This is a genomic window from Micromonospora echinaurantiaca (assembly GCF_900090235.1).
Classification (GTDB): Bacteria; Actinomycetota; Actinomycetes; order Mycobacteriales; family Micromonosporaceae; genus Micromonospora; species Micromonospora echinaurantiaca.
Genome location: NZ_LT607750.1, coordinates 7,062,155 through 7,085,565, shown reverse-complemented (window position 1 = coordinate 7,085,565; position 23,411 = coordinate 7,062,155). Strand labels below are relative to the sequence as shown.

Here is a 23,411-nt window from a genome sequence, read left to right as displayed (position 1 = left end):
GGCCCGGACTACACCTCCACGGTCGGAATCGGTCAGGAAGTCACCCGTTCAGGCGGTAGCCAGCAGTTGGTCCACCGGGGCGTAGTCGTCGGTGAGCACCAGCGCGTCGCCGACGAACCCGCTCAGCTCCGCGCCGGACAGCAGGGTGGTCGCCTCGTCGAGGGTGTCCAGCCGGGCCCGCACCGCGTCCAGCGGCAGCGGGGCGTCGGAGGCGACGATGAGGAAGTTGGACCCCTGCTCGCCGGCGAGGGCGGCCGGCGGGGCGATCAGCGCGACGTGCCGGAACTCGGCGGCGACGGTGGCCAGTTCGCTGCGGATGAAGCGCAGCGGCGGGTAGTCGATGACGTTCTGCACGTAGACGCCGCCCGGCCGGGTCACCCGGCGGATCTCCGCGGCCATCTCCCGGGTGGCCAGGTGCCAGGGCACCACCAGGTGCCCGAAGGCGTCGCCGACCACCAGGTCGCGGCTGTCGCCCGGCTCGCCGGCCACCAGCATCCGGGCGTCACCCACCACCGCCCGCAGCGCCGGCCCCTGGCGTACGCCCAGCTCGCGCTCGCCCAGCTCGACCAGCCCGCCGTCGATCTCGAAGACCACGTTGTCGGTGCCCGGCCGGGTGGCGGTCAGGTAGCCCGGCACGGTGAACCCGCCGCCGCCCAGGTGCAGCGCGTCCAGCCGCCGTCCCGGCGGCGCCACCACATCGGCCACCGCCCCGATCCACTGGGTGTACGCGTACTCCAGGTGGGTCGGGTCGGCGAGGTCCACGTAGGAGTGCTGGGCCGAGTTGAGCAGCAGGGTCCGGCCGCTGTCCCGGTCCGGGTCGGCCTCGACCCGGGCGCAGTGGTACGCCGTCTCGATGTCGCACGGGTTCGGGGCGACCGTTGTCAGCCCCGCCCCGACCAGGCCGAGGACGGCCAGCGCGGCCTTGGCCCGGGCCGGGCCGGGCGTGCCGGCGCGGTCCCGGCGGCGCAGCCACACCCCGAGGGAGATCCCGGTGATCCCGAGCGCGGCGGCCAGGGTGAACAGGATGACCGTGCTGGGCAGGGCGGCGACCAGCACGAAGCCGGTGCCCAGGGTGGCCGTGATGCCGCCCAGCGTGCCGATGCCGGAGAGCCGGCCGACCACCTGACCGGTCCGGCGCAGGTCGGCCAGTTGCAGCTTGACCACCAGCGGGGTGACCGCGGCGAGCAGCGCCGCCGGTACGAAGACGGCGAGCGCGACCAGCAGCAGGATGGCGGTCGCGGCGCCGCCGCGCAGCACCTCACCGGCGTACCGGACCACCGGCAGGGTCACCGCGGTGGCGATGCCGGCCAGCACCAGCGCCGGGGCCAGCAGGGTACGCGGGTCCCGCCGGTCGGCCAGCCAGCCGCCGGACCACGCCCCGTACGCGATGGCGGCCAGCGCGATGCCGATCACCGAACTGGTCACCTGGAGGGTCACTCCGACGTACGGACCGACCAGGCGCAGCGCGACCGTCTCCAGCACCAGGACGGCGCCGCTGGAGAAGAAGACCAGGAACGCGGCGAGGCCTCCGGGCAGGGCCCGGCCGGTGGCCGGCTCGGGCTGCGCGGGCGGTACCGCGACATCGGGCGATGGGGAGTTCACCGTCGCGATGGTACGCAGCGAACCTGGCGCTCCGGGTCAGTACATCGAGAGATGAACATGGTTCGTATGGTCGGCGGCCGGGCTGCCGCCACCGCTGTACGAGCGCCAGCCGGTGCCCGGATGCCAAATCTGCCGGTACCAGATCACGTACAGCACGCCGAGCCGGCTGGCGTTGCGCACGTGCCAGGCGGCCAGGCTGTCCCCGTACGCCTTGTCACCGCCGGTCGCGGTCCGGTCCTCGAACCCGCCCGCCGCGGCGGAGAAGTCGCAGGCCCGGCCCTTCGGATGCTCGCCGGAGCCACCGCTGCGGTAGCAGGAGACGTAGCGCTTGTAGCCGGCCGCCTTGGTCTGCTGGAGGGCGTTGAGGGTGCGCGGCGTGATGCACCCGGAGGTGGTCGGGTCGTTCACCGAGCAGGACTCCGACGGCCAGGACCCGTCCGGGTTGCGGGGCGCCGGCTTGGCCGAGGTCGAGCTGGCCCCGCTGAAGCCGCCGCTGCCGCCACCGCTGACCGCGGCGAGCGCGGCCTCGGCCTCCTTCTTCTTCTTCGCCATCACGGCGAGCTGCTTCTGCTGCTCCCGGACCTCGGTGTCGAGGGCGATCTTCGCCTCCTGCGCCTGCTGGCGCGCCTCGGCCAGCTCGCGCAGCCGCTTGCCGTCCCGCTGCGCCATCAGGTCCAGGTTCGCCGCGCGCTCCAGGAACGCCACCGGTGAGGCGCTGTTGAGCAGCATCGACGCCGGGGTGAGCCGCCCCACCCGGTAGGACTGCGCGGCCACCTCGGCGACCTGCTCGGTCAGCTCACCCAGCCGGAGCTCCAGCCCGGTCAGCTCCCCCACCAGCGCCTTCTGCCGGCGCTTGGAGTTGTCCAGCTTCGCCTTGGCCTCGAGGTGCGCCTTCGCGGTCGCCTCCAGGGCGTCCCGGAGCTTCTTGGTGCCACCCTCGTTCGGCTCCGCGTACGCGGGCACCGCCCCCAGGCCGAACAGCAGCGCGACGGCGGCGAGCAGAGCGATCAGCGGGCGGCGGCCACGACGCCCGGCGGGCATGGTCCTGGGCACGAAAGCATCCTTCCGTCAGCCGCCGGCCCCCGTGGTACCGCTGCCTGGCGGCGGTCACCGCCGGCGCCGGTCGGCGGCCTGCTGGCGGAGACCGGCGGTCAGGATACCGGACCATCGAGCCCGGACCAGCCCCCCGCGCGCCCGCCGCCCGCATCATCGACTCCCCGTACCCACCCCCTCACCCACCGCGCTCGCCACCCCCGTTCCGACCACGCTCGCCGCCCTCGTTCCGACCACGCTCGCCGCTCCCGTTCCGACCGGGCTCGGGCACGGAAAGAGTGGCCTCCCGACGCGGGGAGGCCACTCTTTCGGTGAACGTGCGCGGACCCTGAGCGGCGGGTGGCGGGTCAGGGGGTGAGGAGGGCGTCGCGGACCTCGGTCCAGATCTCCTCGTTGGCGGCGACGAGCAGGCCGTGGCCCTCGTCGGCCGGGTGGTAGTCGGTGCCGTCGAAGCGTCGGGCCACCCCGCCCGCCGCCCCGACCAGCAGGGTGCCCGGCCCGTGGTCCCACGGCAGGGTCCGCCAGAAGAGCACGAACTGCTGGTCGCCGAGGAGGACGTCGAGGTACTCCCGCCCGGCGCAGTGCTGGCCGGGCAGCAGCTCTCCGAAACGGGCGGCGCCGGCGTCGACGGTGGCCCGGGACGCCGGCGGCAGGAAGCGGGTCATCGCCGCGCCGCGCAGTTCGCCGACCGGCGGCGCCGAGCGCGTGGTCCGCACCGGCTGCCCGTTCAGCCAGGCGCCCTCCCCCGTCCGGGCGCTGGCCAGCGTGTCGGCGAGCGGGTCGAGCACCCACGCGGCGGCCGGCTCGCCGTCCGTCAGCAGGGACACCATCAGCGCGAACGGCCGCCGGCCGGCGGCGAAGTTCGAGGTGCCGTCGACCGGGTCGACCAGCCACACGTCGCCGGATCCGCGCAGGTGACGCAGCAGGCCCGGATCGTCGGCCACCGCCTCCTCGCCGACCACCACCGAGCCGGGCCGCAGCCGGCGCAGGGTTGCCGAGATCATCTCCTCGGCCCGCCGGTCGGCGACGGTGACGATCTCGCCGGGCGCCTTCTCGGCGACGTCGGCGTCGTCCAGCTTGCGGAACAGCGGCAGCACGACCTGGTCGGCGGTCTCGCGCAGCAGCCCACCGACGTCGTCGAGCAGGGTGTCAACCACGCGGCGGCAGCTTCACCACGCTGACGAAGAACTCGTCGATCTGCCGGACCACCGAGATGAACCGCTCGAAGTCCACCGGCTTGGTGACGTACGCGTTCGCGTGCAGCTGGTAGCTGCGCAGGATGTCCTCGTCGGCCTGCGAGGTGGTCAGCACCACCACCGGGATCCGGCAGAGCTGCTCGTCCTTCTTGATCTCCTCGAGCACCTCCCGACCGTCCCGCTTGGGCAGGTTCAGGTCGAGCAGGACCAGGTCAGGGGTGACCGCGTCCGCGTACCGGCCCTCCCGGCGCAGGTAGGCCAGCGCCTCGGCGCCGTCGGAGACGACGGTCAGCCGGTTGCGGAGCTTGTGCTCCTCGAACGCCTCCTGGGTCATCAACACGTCACCCGGGTCGTCCTCGACGAGCAGGACCTCGATCGGGCTCTTGCCGTCTGCCGGCGCGGTCATCCCACGGTCTCCTTCATGCCACCCGTTCTACCCTCGTCCGGCGCGACCCGGGGGCCGTCCGCCGGCTGCGCTTCCTCGGCCCGTCCGGCCTGGTCGGGCGTCGCGTCACCGGCCGGCGCCGCCGGCTCGCCCGCCGGCCCCTCCGCGCCCACCGCCGCGTCGTCGCCCGTCCCGGCGTCCTCGGTGGCCGCGGTCGCCGCCGCGACGTCCTCCGGCAGCGCGGGGAGGGTGAACCGGATCGCCGTCCCCTCGGGCACGTCGGTGTCCACCCAGACCCGGCCGCCGTGGTACTCGACGATCTTCTTGACGATCGCCAGGCCGATCCCGGTGCCCGGGTACGCGTCCTTGGCGTGCAGCCGCTGGAAGATGACGAAGATCTTGTCGGCGAACTCCGGCTCGATGCCGATGCCGTTGTCCTGGCAGGTGATCTCCCACTCGTCGCCGACCAGGCGGGCCGACACGTGCACCCGCGGCCGGACGTCGGGACGGCGGAACTTGATCGAGTTGCTGACCAGGTTGGCCAGCAGGTTGGTCAGCAGCGGCTCCTCGCCGCGGATCACCGGCAGCTCGGACCAGGTCAGCTCGGCGTCGGCGTACTGGCGGGCGGCCTCGGTCTGCCCGGCCACGTCGCCCATCACCTTGTTCAGGTCGACCTCGGTGAAGCCAGCGGTGAGCCGGCCGATCCGGGAGAAGGCCAGCAGGTCGTTGATCAGGCGCTGCATCCGTTGCGCGCCGTCGACGGCGAAGGCGATGTACTGGTCGGCCCGCTCGTCGAGCTGCCCGGCGTAGCGGCGCTGGAGCAACTGGCAGAAGCTGGCCACCTTGCGCAGCGGCTCCTGCAGGTCGTGCGAGGCCACGTACGCGAACTGCTCCAGGTCGCGGTTGGACCGGGTCAGCTCCTCGGCCTGCTTCTGCAGCTGGCTGTTGACCCACTCGATGCGTTCCCGGGCCTCGCGTACCTCGGCCAGGTCCTTGGCGATCTTCCGCCGCATCGCGTCCACGTCGTCGGCGAGGCGGCGGAATTCCGGCGGCCCGGCGCCGGTGATGCTGTGCTGGTAGTCGCCCTCGGCCACCTCGCGCACCTGGTCGGCGAGCGCGGTCAGCGGGCGGACCACCATCCGGTCCAGCGAGAGCAGCAGCACGGCGCCGGTGACCACCACCACCAGCGCGGCGACGATCAGCAGGACGACCAGCAGGTTGCCGGTCCGCTGCACGTCCCGAGCGCCCTTCTCCCGGGCGGAGACGATCTCGTCCTGGAGCGCGTTGACGGCGTCCCGCACCTGGTCGAACTGCTGACGGGCCTGGTCGGTGACCAGTGCCTGGCCGGCGGCCGTGCCCTCCTGCTCGGTCGTCGCGATCACCGGCAGGGCGACCGACTGCCGCCACTGCTCGGCCTGGCTCTCGACCTGTCGCAGCTCCTCCCGGATCTCCGGGTAGTCGTCCAGCAGCTGCTGCATCGAGGCGACCCGGTCCCGTTCCAGCCGCAGCCCGTCGTCGTACGGGGCCAGGTCGGCCCGGTCGCCGCTGACCGCGAAGCCGCGGACCGCGGTTTCCTGGTCCAACAGCGCGTTGAGCAGCTCCTGCGCCTGCACCCGCAGCGGAGCGGTCTTGTTCAGCACGGCGTCGGTCTTGGCCCGGTTCTGGGTGGCCACGAACGCCTCGGCCACGGCCAGGCCGACCAGCAGCAGGCCGACCACGGCGAGCAGCGTCACTACCCGCTGGCGCAGGGTCCAGCCGGAGGTCTGTGCGGTCACCGGCCACCACCCCGGCTGAGCAGCAGCATGGCGACGTCGTCGGCGAGCGGGCCGCCGTTGAGCTGCTCGGCCCGCCCGACCAGCCAGGCGGGCAGCTCGGGCAGCGGCACCTGCCGGCTGGCCGGTTCCGCGATCAGGTCGTTCAGGCCGGGCACGTCGAGGCGCTCGTCGCCCTCGCCGATCCGGCCCTCGATCAGGCCGTCGGTGTACATCAACAGGGACCAGTCATCGGCCTCGAACTCCAGGTCGTAGGCGACCGGCCGGCGCGGTCGTACGCCCAGCAGCAGACCGCCGGGGGCGGGAACCGGCGCGACCCGGCCGCGGGAGAGCAGCAGCGGCGGCGGGTGGCCGGCCAACCGCACGGTGGCCCGGTTGGCGTCCAGGTCCAGCCGGGCGGTGGCCACGGTCGCGAAGATCTCCTGCAGCCGGCGCTCGCTCATCAGCACCTGCTCCAGCGCCGGCAGCACCTCGTCGTCGGGCACCCCGGCGAGGATCAGCGCCCGCCAGGCCACCCGCAGTTCGACGCCGAGCGCCGCCTCGTCGGCGCCGTGCCCGCAGACGTCACCGACGATCAGGTCGAGCCGGTCGGGACGGGTCTGCACCACGTCGTAGAAGTCGCCACCGATCAGCGCGGCGTGCCGGCCCGGCCGGTAGAAGGCGTGCACCGCGACCTGGTCGGTGGTCATCAGCGGCTGGGGCAGCAGGCCGCGCTCCAGGCGGGCCGACTCGGCCTGACGCAGCTCCACCTCGCGCAGCCTGCGGGCGTTCTCGTCGGCCCGCTTGCGCTCCACCGCGTAGCGCAGCGCCCGGGTCAGCAGCACCCCGTCGACCTGGCCCTTGACCAGGTAGTCCTGCGCCCCCTCGGCGACCGCGACGATGCCCAGGTGCTCGTCCGAGCGGCCGGTCAGCACGCAGACCGCGGCGCCGCTGGCCATCTCCAGCACCGCCCGCAGCCCGTCCAGCCCCTGCGCGTCGGGCAGGCCGAGGTCGAGCAGGACGCAGTCCACGCCCATCACCCGCTGCCGGGCCTCGCTCAGGCTGGTCGCGACGAGCAGGTCGATCATCGAGTTGGTCTCGGCGAGCAGCTCGCCGACCAGGAAGGCGTCCCCCTCGTCGTCCTCGACCAGCAGCACCCGCAGCCGCTCGCCGGGCGGCAGGTTGGGGTGCCGTCCCAGGCCGCCGTGCGGGTACGGCACGACGGGGGAACCGGCCAGACCGGTCCCCCGGTACGGCCGGGTCACCGCCGCGAGACGCGGGAGTTCGCTGGTGATGTCGGGCTCCTTCCGAGTGCCCTGCTGATCCTGTATTAGACAACGGTCGCACACAACACGACGGACCCGGCGCGGGGCGGGATGGGACGGATCACTACCCGTTGCCGGACAAACCGGATCTACGCCGGATCGGCCAGTGTCACCGGCGGCCACGGCGGTGCAGGATGGTGCCCACCCTGGTCCCACCCCGAGGAGTCCCCGTGGGCGCACCCCCCACTCCGGCGCCGGAGCACGCCCCGACCCGCCCCGGCTCGCCCGTGCTCGCCGCCGACCGCGCGTTCGCCCGGCCCCGCCGCCGGTTGCTCGCCGCCGTGGCGGCGCTGGTCGCGCTGCTCGCCGTCGGCGCCGGCGCCCTGCTCGACCTGCGCACCCCGGCGCCGCGCCCGGCCGACGCGCCGCCGGGCGAGTTCAGCGCGGCGCGGGCGTACGAGAACGTCAAGGTGATCGCGGCCCGGCCGCACGTGGCCGGCAGCCCGGCCAACGACCAGGTCCGCGCCCACGTCGAGGGGGTGCTGCGCGGGCTCGGCCTGGAGACCGAGGTGCAGGACACGGTGGCTCCGGAGGCCGGCCAGCTCAGCGGCGCGGCCGGCGGCGCCACCCTGGCCCGGGTACGCAATGTGGTGGCCCGGCTTCCCGGCACCGACCCGACCGGCAAGGTCTTCCTGGTCGCCCACTACGACTCGGTGCAGACCGGTCCGGGCGGCAACGACGACGCCGCCGGCACCTCGGCCATCCTGGAGGTGGCCCGGGCGCTGGCCGCCGGTCCGCGGCCGCGCAACGACATCGTCTTCGTGCTCACCGACGCCGAGGAGGCGTGCCTCTGCGGCGCCTCGGCCTTCGCCGCCAGCCACCCGCTGGCCGCCGACGGCGGGGTGGTGCTCAACCTGGAGGCCCGCGGATCCACCGGCCCGGTGATCATGTTCGAGACGTCCCGGAACAACGCGAAGCTGGTGGACGTCTTCGGGCGGGCGGCGCCGCACCCGGTGGGCACCTCGTTCGCGGTGGAGATCTACCGGGCGCTGCCCAACGACACCGACTTCACCGCGTTCCTCGACCGGGACTTCCTCGGGCTGAACTCGGCGTACATCGACGGCGGCGCGATCTACCACACGCCGCTGGACACCCCGGCCGCGCTGGACCGGGCGAGCCTGCAGCAGCACGGGGACAACGCGCTCGGCCTGGCCCGGGAGTTCGGCCGGGTCGACCTGGCCACGCTGCGCGCCGGCCAGGACGCCACCTACTTCCCGGTGCCCGGCGGGCTGGTCCACTACCCCGGCTGGCTGACCCTGCCGCTGGCCCTCGTCGCGCTGGCCGCGGTGGTCGCGCTCAGCTGGCTGACCCGCCGGCGCGGCCGGGCCACCACCGGCCGGCTGGTCGCCGGCTTCGGGCTGGCGCTGGTGCCGATCGTGGCCGCCCCGGTGGCCGCGCAACTGCTCTGGGCGGTGGTCACGGCGATCCGGCCCGGCTACGCCGAGCTGCTCGACCCGTACCGGCCGATCTGGTACCGGCTGGCCGTGGTGGCGCTGGCCGCCGCGATCCTGTTCGCCTGGTACGCGCTGACCCGCCGCCGGATCGGCCCGGCCGCGCTGGCGGTCGGCGCGCTGGGCTGGCTCGCCCTGCTCGGGGTGCTGCTCGCCGTGCTGGTGCCCGGCGGGGCGTACCTGCTCACCCTGCCGGCCCTGGCCGGCACGCTCGGCGGGCTGGCGGCGCTGGCCACCCGGCTCGACGGCCCGTGGCCGGTGGTCGCGGTGACGGCGGCCGGCGCGGTCGCCGTGATCATCCTGCTCCCGACGGTGGTGCTGCTCTTCCCGGCGCTCGGCATGGCGATGGGCGGGGTGGCCGCGCTGGTCGCGGTGCTGCTCGGGCTGGCCGCGCTGCCGGTGGTGGACCTGCTGCACCCGCAGGCCGGCGGCCAGCGCGGCCTGGTCGCGCTGCGCGCCCGCCGGCTCGGCGCGCTGCCGGCTGCGGCCGGCGCGCTCGCCGCGGTGGTGTTCGCCGGGGTCGGGCTCGCCGTCGACCGGTTCGACGCCGCGCACCCCGCGCCCACCCACCTGATGTACGCCCTGGACGCCGGCACCGGCCAGGCCCGCTGGCTCAGCCACGAGGCCGACCCGCAGCCCTGGACCGGTCAGTACGTCGACGGCCCGGTCTCGGTGACCGACGACTTCCCCGGCCTGGGCGACGGGGACCTGCTCGGCGGTCCGGCGCAGGCGGCGAACCTGCCCGCCCCGAAGCTGGACGTGCTCGCCGACAGCACCGCCGGTGGCGAGCGCACGCTGCGGCTGTGGCTCACCCCGCAACGCCCGGTCCGGCTGGCCACCCTGCACGTCGACTCGGCGACGGCGACCGTGCTGCGCGCCGAGGTGGCCGGCCGTCCGGTGCCGGTCGAGGCGCGGGACGGCAAGTGGGGCTTCGGGGTGGTCTTCCACGCCCCGCCGGCCGAGGGCATCGAGGTGACGCTGACCGTGACGCCGAAGGCCGGACAGGTGGCGCTGCGCGCGATGGACGCCAGCGACGGCCTGGACGCGCTGCCCGGCTTCCGGCCCCGCCCGGCGGACGTCGGGGTGGTCGGCTCGCACAGTTCGGAGATGCTCGCGGTCGCCCGCACCTATCCGCTCTGACAGCGTCGGGAGTGGCCGCCGCGACGGCGGCCACTGCCGGCCTTGGCGTTCGTCTGTCACCCTGGCCGCATGAGCGACCGCTTCCGTCGGCTGCCGCCGCGGATCGAGCCGCGGTACGAGACGCAGGACGTCTCCCCGCCGCCACCGTTGCCCGAGGTGTCCGAGACGGTCGGGCTGACCGCGGGCGGCCAGGTCGCGGACTTCGAGCGGTTCGCCGAAGCCGTGGCCCGCGACCGGGCGGTAGCGGGTCCGGCCGGCGGGCGGGCGCGCAGGTCGCGTCACCGGGTGCTGGTGTTCCTCCTCGCCGTCCTGGCGCTGGGGATGCTCGCCGTGTCGGTGCTCAGCTGGTGGGGCTGAGGCCCCGCCGCGCTACTTCCAGCGGTATTGATCTAGACCAGAGGGCATAGCGGATCAAACCGCACGACTGTGGCTCTGAGCTGCTGCTACGCCTGGCATGGCTGGTCAACGATGGTCGTCGTTGGCTCTCGTTAGACGGCCTGGACACGGCATGATCTTGGTGTGGCTTGCTGCGGACATCGAAGCCTGGATCGCCGAGTACCGTCAGCCCCGCCCGACCGACGAGGACTAGCGCCGCCCGAGGGCAACTGGCCACCCACAATGCAGAGCGCCCCCGGCGCGAGGAAGTCTTGCACCGGGGGCAACTCCGTCAGGTCACCAGCGGCCGTACGACGCGGTTCCCGTGTAGTCCACGATCGGGGCCGAAGCGGCGTTCGACTTGACCGACTGAGCGGCGCTCTGGGCGTCGCTCTTGTTGTAGTAGGTCTCCGACGTGGCGAGCACCTGGCCGTTGCTGGCGACGATGCGCCAGTAGTACCGCTGGCTGCCCTGCGCGTTCCGGATCTGGAATTCCATCGAAACAGCTCTCTGCGCCCGCCGTCTGAGCAGCGGATGCGCGGCGAGGCGAGCCATCCGTTTACCTGAATGTGACAGGGGCCTAGACCACGGCCTACCACTTCAGTTGTAGAGTTCAAGTGCAGCCCTACCAAAGTTGCACTGAGCCCCGGACGGATGTCGAACCTCGGCATCTGGCCGGGGCTCTACTCGTTCTCGTCGCTCAGCGTAGGGGTAGTTCTCGATGGCGTCAAGCTGAACCACACCGACGTAGTTACTAGATGTTGAGTCTGTTTAGTTTCTAGGCCACGAGATGTAGTAGAAGGAAGAACTGCACCCACGCAGGGGGTGATCATCACCCTCACGTTCTGCGTAACTCTATGTAGTCGCCCGCAGGTGACGACGAATCAAGATCGCTTCATAGGCAGCAGCGACCGCCGGACTGCCAGGTCCACACCTCGCGCCCGCGTGCTGAACGAAGCTCCCCCCGGGAACTTGATCTTCGAACGATCCTCCTGAATGCCAAAGCCCTTCCGCCCCCGACCACGGCAACGCTCGCGCGATACCCCCGGCCACAGGGCCGGTCCTCCCCGAGAGGTCGACGCGTCAAGAGTACCGCACACCCCACCGGCCCCGGCTGCAACAGCCGCGCCAGACGCCCTGAGAGCCACGCTGACGCGCGAAACGGGCCGAGGGGTGGGCCGGGTATACCTCGAACCGACACGGGAGCGCTGCGCGGCGCAGTAAACGCGAAGAGTGTTCAGGTAACTACAACGCCCCTGGACTGACCAACACCCCCGTCCTGTATGGATGGGAGGCGCTGGTTAAGGGTCTTCAGTTGGCGGTAGAGGTCGCTCCGTGGGTCGTACCGGGCGGGTCAGTACCTAAGAGCGGCGAGCACTCGGTTCTGAAAGTCGGCGCACTGGCCGCTGACTAGTGAGCAGTACCTCGCTGAGAAGGTAGCCAACCCTGGGTTCCTTCATAAACCGCAGGCGGGTCACATGCCATCACTGCCGCCCAAGCAGCCAGCGGCAGGTCTGCCTACTTCAGGAGACCGACGACACTAACCACGCTGCCGACAACGAAGCTGAGGGTAGCCATCTTGGCTTGACCTCCGGTCCAGAGTCCTTCAGTCTTCTGGCGCCAACCGAGGGACCACCACTCACGCCCCAGCTTCTGAAACTTGTGCTGTCGAAGGTGGCAGCCCAAGATCAGCCCAGTGGAGTTGTTGCGGCAGAACTCAACGGCGTTGCCGCGCCTGCGGTTGATCGCTCCGCAGTAGACCGGAGCGGTGAAGAGTACGAAGACCAGCAGCAGCCCTAGGAGCACCAGGTAGACGGCCGGGCCGAACGTGGCGCTTCCAAGCGACAGCAGGAGCACTGCCAGGACGCCGTAGCCCCAGTACTGCCACAGCTTCGACTTGCCACGCGACGCCATGAGCGCAAAGAGTACCGATGTGAATGCGCAACGTGAATGTCTGGTTTGGGTCGTAGATCTGACAATCGTGGCGATGCCTCGCCGCGCACGGCGCTGGATCCTCCGCGCGACTCGGCCGACCTTCGCCAGCAAACCAAGCCGAGTTAGCACCTCTGTTCTAGAAACGCGAGAGACCGTCCGATAGACTGGAAGTCAAGCCGACACGCCGCGCCAGTTACGACGTCGCGTAGGAGATGGCGCTAGGCTACCGAGCGAAGGGGGTGACCATGGCAACAGTGCATGACGTTGCAGCCGCTGTAATCGAACGCCTCGGCAGCATGTCCGCGATGAAGCTGGAGAAGCTCGTGTACTACTGCCAAGGTTGGCACCTTGCTCGCTTCGGCACCACCCTGTTTGACGAGTCGATTGAGGCCTGGAGGCAGGGGCCGGTCGTGCCGGTTCTTTACAGGCAGCACCGCGGTCGTTATAGCATTGATTCTTGGCCACTGGGGTCGTCCGCCAACCTGAACGGTGACCAGCTCAACTGCGTTGCGTGGGTCGTTGCGGAGTACGGCTCTTTCTCCGCAATTGAGCTGTCGCGTATGACCCACAACGAGCTGCCATGGCGCGTGGCAAGGGGCCCATTGCCCGAATCGGCACCTTCGAATGCCCCTATCAGCGTAGAGACGATCAAAGACTACTATTCACGGCAGGTCGCCGAGCCGGAGACAGCTGTCACGCTCGCCAGCGCAAGCGCGGCCCTTGAGGGCATAGAGTTTGACGAGGAATGGGAGAATCAGCTGCGGGATGTCGCGGCGGGACTGATCAGCCCTGAGGAGCTGATTGCCCGGGAGATATCTCGGATTACCGGTGTCTGATCCCTACTGCTGGCCGGGCACGGAGTGCCTGCAAAACAAGCTCGGCGTCATGGATCCCATAGTGCTCCTGGAGGTGGAGGCGCGCCTCGTCTCCGTGCGAGACGTGCAGATCGCGCGAACTACGATCCCGGGTGACTACGGTCTTGCACATCTCCAGCGGTTTCACCGAGCTTTGTTCAGCGATATCTATGATTGGGCCGGACAGACCCGGACTGTCGACATAAGCAAGGGCGTGCGCTTCTGCCACTGGCGTTTCGTCGACGATCAGGTTTCGGCATTGCTTCGAAAGCTCGCTCGGGAGGACGGGCATCTGATCGGCTTGAATCACGAGTCTTTCGTGGATTCGCTTGCCGAGTACTATGGCGAGCTGAATGTCTGCCACCCCTTCAGGGAGGGCAACGGGAGGACGCTCCGCGCCTTCTTCCGTCAACTCGGAGCAGCGGCAGGCTATCAACTGGACTGGTCAGAGCTTAGCGAGTCCGACAACATCGAAGCTTGCCACACTCACCTGACAACCTTGGATAAGAGCCTTCTTGTAGCGGCGCTCCGGCCTGTAGTCCGCAGATTGATTTAGAGCGCTCAGGGTATAAGAGCTGGCGGCCGAGAGGGCGCGCAATGCGATCTGCCAACCCGCCATCTCCCGCCCTCATGCCCGCCTTGCCATCCCGTCGGCCTTCGTCCGCACACCGTGGAGTGGGTGGGGCCTGCCCGGTCAAGGTGGAGCACCCCACCGTCTGAACGACCTTGACCGGGCAGGCCCCACCCACTCGGCTCTGCCCGGACGATGGTTGTCGGGATGGCGCCAACCATCCCGGAGTGCCCGAGGACCCCGCCGGAGGCACTGCCTTGTCGTGCTCAACATCGAAGCCCCGGGATCTGTCAGTACCCATGGCGGCCCGGGGCTCCGTCGTATGTCGCGCCGCCGGCGGGCTAACACCGACGCGCTGGCGGCCGAAGGCCAGAGGCGCGGCGGCGGGCCATCGGCCCGGCCCAGGTTCGGCGGCGCGAGCGGCCCGCGACGCGGGCCGCCTTGATGCCGTACAGAAAGTTCTCACATCAGCAGACGCAGGTTGATGCAGGTCATGAGACCCGACAGCAGACGCAGGCTGAGAGCCGTGCTCCCGAATCTTGGAAGTGTCGCAATTTGCGATCACCATGGCGCCCGACGGGAACCGGCAATAATCGCCTTCTGTGCCAAAAATTGCACTAATTCGATGTCATGCTGAAGGAGCTTAGATTCTCGGCTCCCAGGAACGATCATTTTGGCTCCCGACTTGCCGCCGTCCTCCTTCGTGTGTACAACCCTGCAACGAATGTCGTACACGCGATCCGCGGCCTGACGGCTCAGTCTGTTGCCGGCGTCCAGCAGGTTGATAACCGTCACATCTTTAATCTTCTTCCCCTCCGTAAGAAACTTCTCGCGGTCTTCATCGGCCTTGATGAACTCGCGAAGTTCCGAGTCCTCAACGACTGCGTCCAGGGTGTCCTTGAGTTGTTCCCGTTCTCCGCCGAAGCCGCGCGGCGACTGGGAGGCGATAGCCAAGACCTGGTTAAGGTGCGATTCGTCGTGCAGATCGAAGCGCGGATCGGACAGCTGTCGACGCAATCTCCGTAGAGTCTCGGCACGAGAGAATAAGGGGAAGAAGTATTCTATTACCTGATAGAACGCTTGGAATTCAAGCAGTGGTGTCCCAACCGCCGTTCGTCCATACTCGTAGAGCGCAGTCGCCTCTTGGGCGTATTGCACTTTTGGAAGCCTGAGCTTAGTAGTTGTACCTTTGGGCTGCCGGGACCAAATCGGCACATCGCGATCGAACCGGACAAGCTGGAACAGTCCTCCATACAAAAGATCGACTTCGAAAAACAGCGCCCCAGACAGGCTCTCCAGGAGGGTGACGGCATCGTCGTGGCGCTCCAACTTGACATTTCTGATCTTCAAGGTTGTGGATCGGTTCAAACTCGGCGGTCTACGATATCGAATGATCTCCAGGCCCTGCATTCCGGGCGATGGAGGCGATAACTCCACCTCGTAAATCGTAGATCCTTCAATAGGCAGCTTCCACGGTTTATCGGAATCGATATGCATGGTCGGCCTGTTCGCTAATTCCGCCGAAAATTCTTCGGGGCTATCGACTTCGGTGACCGGAGGGTCGCCAGATGTTTGGACGGCTCCTGGGAGGTCTTGGGGCAGCCAGCGCATTCCTGATGCGGCGGGCCGAACGAACGCTTCGATGACCTGGTCTTTGCGATCCAGGAAGGCGAGGTATTCCGACAGGAACGTCCAACTCTCAAAATTGCCCTGCAGGAAGTCTGCCGCGCTCCGGGGGACTATTGGCAAACGTCTCTTTTCCCTACCATTGGGCAGATGGAGTGTCAGATTTTTTATTGATTCGCCATTCTCTCTGAAGCGCTCCGACCAGTCGGCCTCGATCCCTGCTGCCATCGCTCGGGACCATACGCCATCCCTAGCATCGCCGAAATGAGGCTCCTCGCGGGCCGGCGCGTCGCCCCGTGAAATTTCCTGCTCAGTCACAGCGGCATCTTAACGTTCTGCAGGCCAAATAGCCATGGCCGTAAATCCGAAAGGCTCTAGACTTGCGCACTTCCAAACCATCCGGAATGCACTCTCTTCGGCAGAAGTGGATGCCCGGAACACCAGCCGTCGGGGACAGTCTGCATCACGTCCGTATCCGGCATGCTCAAGGTAGGTGCAACCCATCCACCAAAGCCGCAGTGTAACGCATCAAGTGGGGTACGACAGCAGACGCAGGTTAGAAAGACGTAGAGCCTTATCCTGCGCCGTCTGATGCTTGGCACTGCAGCGTCTCAGTTGCTGGTCGCCAAGATCATTCAGGGATTCGCTCGGCGGACGACCCCACGGGTTTAGCGAACGGATGGAAGTCCGGAGGTGGGGAAACTTAAATTCCCCGGATCGAATCCCGGCATAGACGTTCCCTCACCTGCGTGGGCAGCACGCGGTGCTCCCACCGAACGCGGGCGACGTCGGGATGGAGTATCTCGCCAGACACCCCCTTGGCCATCCCACGCAGTTCCTTCCAAGCTCGCACTGTGTCATGCGCGATATCCATGATGAGTTTCGGCGTCGCTAGGTAGACGTGGGGAGCCGCCATCGGTACCGCGTCTGGGTCGACCACACTGCGAGGCGTCACAACGACCGAAACGCTGCCCTCGGGCGGCGCCTCTACCTCGCGGTCACCGGCCAATGAATCGAGCTGGGAATTGGTCTGCCGCACATAGTCCATGCTCAGCATGCCTTCCGATTCCTGCTCACTCTTCGCCTCGATGGTCATCCAGAGCGGGCTCCACACCCATGCGGCGTCCGCTCTCCCCTTGCCCGGTGGCTTGAACGACTCTGCGCCCAGGAGTTCACCTAGCGCAACGAGCCCTTGCTCGTATCTGGAGGCCTCCCGCTGGTTCAGGTCCGCGAGCATATTCGAGGACTCGCGCTCGAACTTCACCGGGGAACTCAGCCTGCCCTGTAGTAGCGCGATTACGCGCTCCACACTTTCCTCGTCCGTCGGGTCGGAGTCGTAGGTCGCACTCGGTAGGGGCTGGACCTCTTTAAGCCATGTGGTCCCAACGGAGGCCCCGTGTGCTTTACGCAGCAGGTCAGCACTGCGCAGGGCGGCCGGAGAGGTGTCGTTCGTGGAGGCCAGGGCGGACCAGGCGCTACCGAGGTAGGCCCACAGGGCGCGGTATGGCCGGAGGCCGGGCGCCCGCAGGTTCTCGAACACCTCAACGGCCGTCCGGGCTGCCGGTTCCCAGTCCTGCTGCCAGGCATAAGTCCAGGCCCGCACCTCGCGCACCGCGCTCTCACCCAACTCCTTCACGTTGGGCTGGGGGGCACGGGTGGCCTCGCGGCGCAGCTTGGCCAGCTCCGGCTCGGCGTCTTCTCGCCAGATCTCGTCCTGGTTCAGTGCACTCTCGGCGAGGTAGAGCAGATCATCGGCTGCCGCTTGGCTCTGCTCAAGGCCGAAGGTGATCTCGGCTTGCAGCTCGACCGGCAACGACTTCCTCACCTCTGCACGCGACAGGAAGCGCAGGATGTCCTCGCCGGTCACCACGACGACAGCCCAATCCTTCGGGCCGCGGGTGCACCGGCCGGCACCCTGCAGAACGCGGGTGCGGATCCGCTCGTCAAGCACCTCGGTGGCACGGAGCTTGGTTTCCAAGAACCGATCCTGAAGGTGGGATGCAGTCGGCAAACCGGACATGAGCATCATGTGGCAGGCGTCGTCGGCCAGGTCCATGCCGTCGTAGCGGTTGGGCGCTAGCAGCGTGCCAGTGTCCGCGTCGATGAACGGTTGGATGCCGGTATCCGAATCTTTGGCCGTGAAGCGCTCCTCGTCAGGAACGCCGAGCAGGTCGGCGATACGGGTGGCCGAATCGTTGTCGGGTGTAAGCACTAGTCGCTTCTTGGCGAGGTCGAGCAGGTCGCCGAGCAAGCCTGCGTCTGGCTCATCCGCGCCCTCAGTGTCCTCGCCGGCCGGCGGAGTCTCTTTCGGTGGAGCCTCGGTCGGCGGAGCCGCAAGCTCCGGAAAAACAAAGAAGCGCCGCCCGCTGCCGGTCCTGTCCCACGCCGGAGGCACGGGGACCCGCTTGAAGCCGGTGCGACCGAAGGCGCGTTCCAGCTCGCCAGCGTCACCGAGGGTCGCCGACAGGTAGAGCCGCTGGACTGGCCCCGTGAAGGGCTCGTGTTCAAACGTTGGAGGAATCATTGGGCGGATGTAGAACTCGCGCCGCGACACGTAGAAGAGGCACGAGCTGAGGTTGGCGCGCAGCATCCTGAACCGGTAAGAAGGATTGTCTTTCAGCCCAGCCAAGACCCGGTCAATCTCCGCGGCGTGGCGCATGACTGCACCGATAGGGATAAGCCGCACCTCTCCGGCATCGGCGGCTGGCCCGGCAGGCGCAACCATCCGCGCAACAAAGGACGGCTCCACAGAATCGCCGAGCGCGTCGAACAACTGCTCGTACTGGTCCAACTCGCGGTCGACGCTCAGCCCCCACGCCTCCGCTACGAAGCCTTCCGCGGCGTGGGCGTCGTCGAACACCAGGGTTTGGGCGTCACCCAGGTATGAATTGATGTTGAAGATTGCGCTGTAGGTGGTGACGGCGATGGCGTCGCCTCGCGTGTACCGAGCGAGCTCGGCCTGATCCCAGGTCCGATGCGAGCCGATAAGGATCACGGCCGGGATGCCCTGAGCGTTCGCCTTCTGCAACACCTGGCGGGCGAGTTGCTTGGTCGGGCACGCGTAGACCACCCGCTGACCGAGCGTCCGGCGCCTCCACTCCGATATGAGGAGACCCACGAGGGTCTTGCCAGACCCAGTCGGAAGCTCAAGCGCCACGTCCGGGCTGTCCCGGTGATCCTCGGCGTACGTCCGAAGCTGGTCGGCCTGGTGCGACCACAGGGCACCCACGCCCCTCGGTGTCCGGGGCAGCTCCCCGAACAGGGCTTCCGGATCGACCGCGCCAACAACGGGCTCGGTGCGCCGCCTGAAGCGTGGTCGCGGGCGTCGTTCTGCATCGTTCGTGGTCACCGCTCCAGTCTCCCGCATTGCACAAGACCTAGCTGATTGCGCAACTACCCGGCGTACCCGCTCACCGGCTGAGCGACGTCGCGACGCTTGAGGTCAACCTCACGATGCGCGAGGCCAACGGCTAGGTGCCGACGGCAGTCCACCTGGTTGACCGGGAGACCTTGTCTGTGACGCCGACAGTCGCCAAATGTAGCGCCGGCTTGCCTGGTCGCCTTACCATCCACGCGTGCGTCTCCCCGACCGCGCGGCCCACACAGCTGAGCAGCAGCTCGCGGCAGCGCTGCCAAGACGATGGCGGCACGTCCAGGCAGTCGCGGCGAAAGCAGGTGCTCTCGGTTCCCTGGCCGGCAACGACGAAGACTTACTCGTGGCTGCCGCATGGCTTCACGACATCGGCTATGCGCCTGGCATTGTCGAGACCGGCTTCCACGCATTAGACGGTGCCCGGTGGCTTCTGCGCGAGGGATACCCGCCGAGGCTCGCCGGGCTCGTTGCCCACCACTCCTGCGCCGAATATGAAGCGGTCGAGCGAGGGCTCAATGATGTGCTGATGGCTGAGTTTCCACGCGAGGAGTCGGCCACCTCCGACGCCCTGTGGTATGCAGACATGACCACGGGGCCGGACGGCCAGAACCTCAGTGTCGAGGACAGGCTGGCGGAAATCCGACAGCGCTACGGTCCCGACGACCTGGTGACGCGGTTCTGGGCGAAAGCCGAGCGTCCGCTGCTGACAGCCATTAGACGGACGGAAGCGCGAATGCAGGATCAGCCAATATAGGGCTGATTCCGATGTTCAAAGCCATGGTCGATGCGCAGTCGCATCGACGGGTGGATAGATAGATCGTCCAACTCCGTCTCTGCGACCCATCGAACCGCCGACGACTCATCGCTTGTAGTCGGCTCCCCGGCGACGTATCGGCCGAGAAAGCAGATCGAAAACTGCTGTCGTACTTCGCCGTCGCTGTACTCCACGACGTGGTTCGGGTTGGTGTAGATCCCTACCACCCCGGTCACCTCGACCTCGATGCCGGTCTCCTCGCGCGTCTCTCGGACGGCGGTTTCGGCGATGTACTCGCCGAAGTCCTGGGCGCCACCGGGTAGCGCCCAGAGGCCGTTGTCGGTGCGTTGAATGAGCAGTACCCGTCCCTGCTCGTCTTGGACGAAGACGGTCACCGCAACAACGATGCTGTTCGGCTTCGGGGCGTTCGGGTTGTTGAAGTGCTCGATCCGCGCCATGTCCCTAGCGTCTCACCGCTGGTCGCTCAGTGTTCAGGCCAGACGGCACGCTTCTTGCCGAGGACTCGGTTGAAGCTGGCGACGTAGCTGTCGAAGAGGTCCCCGCCGCCGAGTCGGCGCAGGTGCAGCACCGGGGCGTAGGCGGCTGGTGTGCCGTAGAGGTGGGTGTTGACGAGCATCTCGTCGTCGAAGCGGTAGATGGAGTTGTAGAGGATCGTGTCGTGGTAGTAGATCCCGACGTTGGGCAGGTCCCGCAGGTCCTTGTAGAACGCCAGCGCGTTCAGGATTTTGCTGGACATGGCATGCCCGATGCCTTCGTCGTCACCGCGCTCGGCGATGTGCCTGCCCTCCGGGTCGCCGAATAGCAGCTCGACCTGGGCGCCGCCCAGCGCCTTCTCCCGGAGCGTGGGTATCCAGCGGTGGTTGAACTCGGGCAGGAACAACCCGCCGTAGACCAGGACGCCGACCTGTCGAGTGGCCTTCTCCAGGAGCTGCTGCCAGAGGTCGGGCGGGACGGCTCCGCGGCGCGGGTAGATGTGAACGACTTCGGACTGGCTGACCTGCACCGCTCGCTGCGTCGGCAGAGCGTCCGGCCAAAGGTACGACTCACTTTCGTCCAGGAGCTCTGCGATGGAGTGGCGGTAGCGCGGGTACGGGTTCCGGCTCTGGGTGACCCAACGCTCGACCGTCTTTGGGTCGACGCCGAGCCTGTCCGCCAGTGTGGCCGGCGTCAGGCCCTTCTTAAGCATCCCGCTACGTAGACGGTCGTTCGGCATCTCGGCTCCTGCTGGCTCGACGGCGGGGACGACTAGAAGGACGGCTAACCCTAACAAGGACGTCCCTAGTCGTCCATACCTCGTGGTGAAGTCGTCACTACTGATCGACGCACCCTGATTCCACAAGAGCTGCCGTCCGGAGAGGACGCACCTGGCCCACCGATACGGGCTCAGCTCACGAGACGAAGGAGTCAGTCATGGGACGTCTGCTGCTGGACACCTCGCGGGTGTCGTACGAGGTCGCGGTCAACCCGGTGCCGAAGCTGGACCAGAACGGTCAGCAGAAGTTCGACCGGGAGTCAAAGAACCCGATGTGGACGGTGCAGCTTTACGCGCTGTCCGAGGGTGCCGCTGAGGTCATCAACGTGACGGTCGTCAACCCGGTGATGCCGGCGGTGACGGTGCGTCAGCCGGTCGTGCCGGTGGATCTGGAGGCGCTGCCCTGGGTCAACGATCGGGACGGCAAGGTCCGCTCGGGTGTGGCGTTCCGGGCCTCGGCGCTGACCGCGATGGACACCGCCGCCGTCTAGCGGCGGGCGTCACCGTTCGGGTTCACAGAAGCGAAGTGGTGGACACGGGGTCGCCGTTGATTGGCGTCGTCTGCGACCCCGCGTCCTGTCCCAACAAATCCGGTCCCTAGTAGGGAGGACTTGTCGTGTCCAAGTCTACGTCTCGGTCCCCGTTCGGCTGGTCGAACCGTGGGGGCAACGCTGTCACTGTCATCGAAGCTCCGGTCGCCCGTTCGTATCGTCGTCGGGCCACGATCGCGTTCTGGGTCATCCTCGGTGTGGTCGGCCTGCTGGCCGCCACGGTGGCCTCGCACTACCTGCACCCCATCGTGGGCGCCGTGCTCGGCGGCGTCATCGGCGCTGCCTGCGGCGCGGTCGCATTCGCGCTGATCGTGGCGTGGCCGGTCCTGCGGGTGTTCTGGCACTGGCTGACCGAGATCCTGCTCGGCCTGGTCGCCGTCTACGGCTGGACCTGGGTGATGCAGTCCACCCCGATGTGGGGGTCGCTGCTCACCGTCGTCCTGGTCGTCGGCCTCCCGGCCGCGATCGGCCCGGTCCGCCGCCGCATCCTGGCCCTGACCTGGTGTCTGATCGTCCGGCACCGACTGCGGATGTGCTTCGCGGCGTTCATCGCCACCAACCGCTCCGGTTCGCTGCCGCTGATCCTGCTCGCCCGGCCGACCCCGGCCGGTGAACGGGTCTGGGTGTGGCTGCGTCCCGGCCTCTCGCTCCGCGACCTGGAGCAGGAGGGCCAGGTGCAGAAGCTCGCCGTGGCGTGCTGGGCCAACGAGGTCCGCGTCATACGCGCCTCCCGCCGCTACGCGGCGCTGATCCGCGTGGACATCACCCGCCGCGAACCCCTGGCGGCAACGATCGTGTCCCCGCTGCCGGACTACGTCCCCACCGACGTGCCAGCCAATGCTCCCACCTCCCAGGGCATGCCGCCTGTCGGCCTCGATCTGCCCGACGTGCCGGACGAGCCGGTCACCACGACCGCCGACACTCCCCGGCCGCGCATGCCGCGCAACAACCCCACCACCACGACGAGCCCGACCGACGGGTTCGACCCCTCCGACTACGCCTGACACCTCAACCGGGACGGCGCGGACCAAGCACCCCTGACGGGTCGAGCGTCCGCGCCCCCTTCCCAACCCCCGCCCGCATTGACACGTACGTGTCAACCGACCTCGGGAGCCCGCCATGGACCTCACCGACACCATCGAACTCCCCGCCAACCCGACCGCCACGGTGCCGGTCGGCGCTGGCCTGTCCATCTTCGATCCGGTGTTCCTCGGCATCGACGAGTTCGGCCAGGCTGTGTACCTGCCGATGATCTACCGGAACATCCTCATCGGCGGTGAGCCCGGCGCGGGCAAGTCGAGCCTGCTCAACACCATCGTCGGGCACGCGGCCCTGTGCCCGGACGTGCGGCTGTGCCTGCTCGACGGCAAGCAGGTCGAACTCGGGCTGTGGGAAGACGCCTGTGACGTGTTCGTCGGCCCGGACCTCGCCTACGCCATCCGCACCCTGCGCCGGGTGCAGACGGTGATGGACAACCGCTACGCCTTCCTCAAGGCCCGCCGTCGCCGGAAGATCGGCCCGAACGACCTGTTCGGTCAGATCCTCGTCGCCTGCGACGAGATCGCCTACTTCTCCGCCACCGCCGGCGACAAGAAGGAACAGGAGCTGTTCGCCGCGCTGCTGCGCGACATCGTGGCCCGTGGCCGCGCCGTCGGCATCATCGTCGCCGCCGCCACGCAGCGGCCGTCTTCGGACATCATCCCGACCTCGCTGCGGGACCTGTTCGCGTGGCGGTTCGCTGGCCGCTGCACCACCGACGTGTCCTCCGACATCGTGCTCGGGCACGGCTGGGCCGCCCGCGGCTTCTCCTCCAACACCATCGACCCCAACAACCAGGGCGCCGGCCTCCTCATCGCCGAAGGCGGCATCCCGGCCCTGGTCAAGGCCGCCTACATGACCGACGCCGACATCATCCGGGTCGCCGACTACGCCGCGTGGACCCGCCGGCACAGCGGCCTCGTGACCCCCGCCGAGGGGCAGGCCACCGACATGAAGGCGGCGGCATGAAGACCACGACGGCTGTTCCGACCCGAGTCCTGGACCTGGTGCTCGTCGGCACCGGCGAGGACATCGCCGCGCTCACCGCCATCGCCCGCAACGCGGGCGCGCTCATCTTCCGATCCGCACCCACCGCCGCCGACGACGGCCGGCAGCGGGTGTTCCTCCGGCTCCACCTGCACCACCGATAGAGGAACG

General features: G+C 68.6%; 21 protein-coding genes. 9 read left to right on the top strand and 12 right to left on the bottom strand.

The window, feature by feature from the left end; all coding sequences use genetic code 11:
• Nucleotides 1-48: 48 nt before the first annotated feature.
• The 6 genes from GA0070609_RS32380 to GA0070609_RS32355 all read right to left on the bottom strand — a co-directional run bounded on the left by GA0070609_RS32380 (nt 49) and on the right by GA0070609_RS32355 (nt 7,207).
• Nucleotides 49-1,602 carry a fused MFS/spermidine synthase gene (locus GA0070609_RS32380; RefSeq protein WP_088997298.1) on the bottom strand — a complete coding sequence of 518 codons (1,554 nt, stop codon included), beginning with the start codon at nt 1,600-1,602 and terminating at the stop codon, nt 49-51.
• Between the two features lie 36 nt (nt 1,603-1,638).
• Nucleotides 1,639-2,643 carry a coiled-coil domain-containing protein gene (locus GA0070609_RS32375; RefSeq protein ID WP_172899571.1) on the bottom strand — a complete coding sequence of 335 codons (1,005 nt, stop codon included), beginning with the start codon at nt 2,641-2,643 and terminating at the stop codon, nt 1,639-1,641.
• Nucleotides 2,644-3,002: 359 nt separating this feature from the next.
• Nucleotides 3,003-3,812, bottom strand: coding sequence for an inositol monophosphatase family protein (locus GA0070609_RS32370; protein WP_088997296.1), 810 nt, complete (start codon nt 3,810-3,812; stop codon nt 3,003-3,005).
• Nucleotides 3,805-4,257 (bottom strand): response regulator, encoded by a 453-nt coding sequence (locus GA0070609_RS32365; protein ID WP_088997295.1) that lies wholly within the window; start codon nt 4,255-4,257, stop codon nt 3,805-3,807. The genes GA0070609_RS32370 and GA0070609_RS32365 overlap by 8 nt, the downstream gene beginning before the upstream one ends.
• Nucleotides 4,254-6,011: a sensor histidine kinase gene (locus tag GA0070609_RS32360; protein WP_088997294.1), complete on the bottom strand. Its 1,758-nt coding sequence runs from the start codon at nt 6,009-6,011 to the stop codon at nt 4,254-4,256. The genes GA0070609_RS32365 and GA0070609_RS32360 overlap by 4 nt, the downstream gene beginning before the upstream one ends.
• Nucleotides 6,008-7,207 (bottom strand): PP2C family protein-serine/threonine phosphatase, encoded by a 1,200-nt coding sequence (locus GA0070609_RS32355; protein ID WP_088998099.1) that lies wholly within the window; start codon nt 7,205-7,207, stop codon nt 6,008-6,010. The genes GA0070609_RS32360 and GA0070609_RS32355 overlap by 4 nt, the downstream gene beginning before the upstream one ends.
• 275 nt (nt 7,208-7,482) lie before the next feature.
• Between GA0070609_RS32355 and GA0070609_RS32350 the strand changes: the two genes are divergently transcribed.
• Together GA0070609_RS32350 and GA0070609_RS32345 are read left to right on the top strand one after the other, a co-directional pair.
• Complete coding sequence (locus GA0070609_RS32350) at nt 7,483-9,903, top strand: M28 family peptidase (RefSeq protein WP_408630621.1); 2,421 nt, start codon at nt 7,483-7,485, stop codon at nt 9,901-9,903.
• A 69-nt stretch (nt 9,904-9,972) separates the two neighbouring features.
• Nucleotides 9,973-10,260 (top strand): hypothetical protein, encoded by a 288-nt coding sequence (locus GA0070609_RS32345; RefSeq protein ID WP_088997292.1) that lies wholly within the window; start codon nt 9,973-9,975, stop codon nt 10,258-10,260.
• A 315-nt stretch (nt 10,261-10,575) separates the two neighbouring features.
• On the opposite strand, the gene GA0070609_RS32340 is transcribed toward GA0070609_RS32345, so the two are convergent.
• Both GA0070609_RS32340 and GA0070609_RS32335 read right to left on the bottom strand, forming a co-directional pair.
• Entirely contained in the window at nt 10,576-10,776 is a 201-nt protein-coding gene (locus tag GA0070609_RS32340) for a YegP family protein (protein WP_157748356.1), read from the bottom strand.
• A 1,020-nt stretch (nt 10,777-11,796) separates the two neighbouring features.
• Complete coding sequence (locus tag GA0070609_RS32335) at nt 11,797-12,192, bottom strand: hypothetical protein (protein WP_088997290.1); 396 nt, start codon at nt 12,190-12,192, stop codon at nt 11,797-11,799.
• Nucleotides 12,193-12,518: 326 nt separating this feature from the next.
• Here GA0070609_RS32335 and GA0070609_RS32330 point away from each other — a divergent pair, with 326 nt between their 5' ends.
• Both GA0070609_RS32330 and GA0070609_RS32325 read left to right on the top strand, forming a co-directional pair.
• The gene (locus tag GA0070609_RS32330; protein ID WP_157748355.1) at nt 12,519-13,049 is read left to right on the top strand and encodes a type II toxin-antitoxin system antitoxin SocA domain-containing protein; all 531 of its coding nucleotides are present in this window, start codon (nt 12,519-12,521) and stop codon (nt 13,047-13,049) included.
• The gene (locus GA0070609_RS32325; RefSeq protein ID WP_088997288.1) at nt 13,042-13,623 is read left to right on the top strand and encodes a Fic/DOC family protein; all 582 of its coding nucleotides are present in this window, start codon (nt 13,042-13,044) and stop codon (nt 13,621-13,623) included. Before GA0070609_RS32330 ends, GA0070609_RS32325 begins: the two co-directional genes overlap by 8 nt.
• 576 nt (nt 13,624-14,199) lie before the next feature.
• Here GA0070609_RS32325 and GA0070609_RS33460 read toward each other — a convergent pair.
• Complete coding sequence (locus tag GA0070609_RS33460; RefSeq protein WP_157748354.1) at nt 14,200-15,582, bottom strand: hypothetical protein; 1,383 nt, start codon at nt 15,580-15,582, stop codon at nt 14,200-14,202.
• A 385-nt stretch (nt 15,583-15,967) separates the two neighbouring features.
• Nucleotides 15,968-18,613, bottom strand: a complete 2,646-nt coding sequence (locus GA0070609_RS32315) for a DEAD/DEAH box helicase (RefSeq protein ID WP_157748353.1) — start codon at nt 18,611-18,613, stop codon at nt 15,968-15,970.
• Nucleotides 18,614-18,839: 226 nt separating this feature from the next.
• Here GA0070609_RS32315 and GA0070609_RS32310 point away from each other — a divergent pair, with 226 nt between their 5' ends.
• Nucleotides 18,840-19,391: an HD domain-containing protein gene (locus tag GA0070609_RS32310; RefSeq protein WP_088997285.1), complete on the top strand. Its 552-nt coding sequence runs from the start codon at nt 18,840-18,842 to the stop codon at nt 19,389-19,391.
• Here GA0070609_RS32310 and GA0070609_RS32305 read toward each other — a convergent pair.
• Together GA0070609_RS32305 and GA0070609_RS32300 are read right to left on the bottom strand one after the other, a co-directional pair.
• Nucleotides 19,379-19,849: an NUDIX hydrolase gene (locus GA0070609_RS32305; RefSeq protein ID WP_088997284.1), complete on the bottom strand. Its 471-nt coding sequence runs from the start codon at nt 19,847-19,849 to the stop codon at nt 19,379-19,381. The genes GA0070609_RS32310 and GA0070609_RS32305 overlap by 13 nt on opposite strands.
• A 26-nt stretch (nt 19,850-19,875) precedes the next feature.
• Complete coding sequence (locus GA0070609_RS32300; RefSeq protein ID WP_331716898.1) at nt 19,876-20,415, bottom strand: XRE family transcriptional regulator; 540 nt, start codon at nt 20,413-20,415, stop codon at nt 19,876-19,878.
• A 407-nt stretch (nt 20,416-20,822) separates the two neighbouring features.
• Between GA0070609_RS32300 and GA0070609_RS32295 the strand changes: the two genes are divergently transcribed.
• From GA0070609_RS32295 to GA0070609_RS32280, 4 genes are all read left to right on the top strand, one after another.
• Entirely contained in the window at nt 20,823-21,155 is a 333-nt protein-coding gene (locus GA0070609_RS32295; protein WP_088996149.1) for a hypothetical protein, read from the top strand.
• Nucleotides 21,156-21,280: 125 nt separating this feature from the next.
• Nucleotides 21,281-22,219 carry a hypothetical protein gene (locus tag GA0070609_RS32290; protein WP_088997282.1) on the top strand — a complete coding sequence of 313 codons (939 nt, stop codon included), beginning with the start codon at nt 21,281-21,283 and terminating at the stop codon, nt 22,217-22,219.
• A 115-nt stretch (nt 22,220-22,334) separates the two neighbouring features.
• A complete protein-coding gene (locus GA0070609_RS32285; protein WP_088997281.1) occupies nt 22,335-23,222 on the top strand; it encodes an FtsK/SpoIIIE domain-containing protein in 888 nt (295 codons plus the stop codon).
• Entirely contained in the window at nt 23,219-23,404 is a 186-nt protein-coding gene (locus GA0070609_RS32280; RefSeq protein WP_088997280.1) for a hypothetical protein, read from the top strand. Before GA0070609_RS32285 ends, GA0070609_RS32280 begins: the two co-directional genes overlap by 4 nt.
• The last annotated feature ends 7 nt before the right edge of the window (nt 23,405-23,411 follow it).

What these genes read in the sequence shown, in the direction of transcription:
- GA0070609_RS32365 (WP_088997295.1), bottom strand. Translation starts at nt 4,257, where the DNA reads ATGACCGCGCCGGCAGACGGCAAGAGCCCGATCGAGGTCCTGCTCGTC.
- GA0070609_RS32285 (WP_088997281.1), top strand. Translation starts at nt 22,335, where the DNA reads ATGGACCTCACCGACACCATCGAACTCCCCGCCAACCCGACCGCCACG.
- GA0070609_RS32375 (WP_172899571.1), bottom strand. Translation starts at nt 2,643, where the DNA reads ATGCCCGCCGGGCGTCGTGGCCGCCGCCCGCTGATCGCTCTGCTCGCC.
- GA0070609_RS32345 (WP_088997292.1), top strand. Translation starts at nt 9,973, where the DNA reads ATGAGCGACCGCTTCCGTCGGCTGCCGCCGCGGATCGAGCCGCGGTAC.
- GA0070609_RS32305 (WP_088997284.1), bottom strand. Translation starts at nt 19,849, where the DNA reads ATGGCGCGGATCGAGCACTTCAACAACCCGAACGCCCCGAAGCCGAAC.
- GA0070609_RS32335 (WP_088997290.1), bottom strand. Translation starts at nt 12,192, where the DNA reads ATGGCGTCGCGTGGCAAGTCGAAGCTGTGGCAGTACTGGGGCTACGGC.
- GA0070609_RS32295 (WP_088996149.1), top strand. Translation starts at nt 20,823, where the DNA reads ATGGGACGTCTGCTGCTGGACACCTCGCGGGTGTCGTACGAGGTCGCG.
- GA0070609_RS32280 (WP_088997280.1), top strand. Translation starts at nt 23,219, where the DNA reads ATGAAGACCACGACGGCTGTTCCGACCCGAGTCCTGGACCTGGTGCTC.
- GA0070609_RS32330 (WP_157748355.1), top strand. Translation starts at nt 12,519, where the DNA reads ATGAAGCTGGAGAAGCTCGTGTACTACTGCCAAGGTTGGCACCTTGCT.
- GA0070609_RS32340 (WP_157748356.1), bottom strand. Translation starts at nt 10,776, where the DNA reads ATGGAATTCCAGATCCGGAACGCGCAGGGCAGCCAGCGGTACTACTGG.